This window comes from Staphylococcus sp. CoH_129_LAB_1, from assembly GCF_058191515.1.
This window is the reverse complement of sequence record NZ_JBXWKZ010000095.1, coordinates 1-229: the sequence shown is the minus strand read 5'-3', so window position 1 is coordinate 229 and position 229 is coordinate 1. Positions and strand designations below refer to the sequence as shown.

Genomic DNA, 229 nt, shown 5'->3' with positions numbered 1-229 from the left:
TATTGATACTTTGATACCTTGTCTTTCTTACTTTAATATGACGGTGATCTTGCTCAATGAGGTTATTCAGATATTTCGATGTACAATGACATTCAAGTTTAAGTTTAAAATCTTTAATTACTTTAGCCATTGCTACCTTCGTTGAAGGTGCTTGATCTGTAATTACCTTTTGAGGTTTACCAAATTGTTTAATGAGACGTTTGATAAACGCATATGCTGAATGATTATC

At 31.4% G+C, this 229-nt stretch carries 1 protein-coding gene; it reads right to left on the bottom strand.

Features of this window, described 5'->3' with window-relative positions; genetic code table 11:
• A partial coding sequence (locus AC2FB1_RS11255; protein WP_490675293.1) for a DDE-type integrase/transposase/recombinase occupies positions 1-229 on the bottom strand: 229 nt, incomplete at both ends.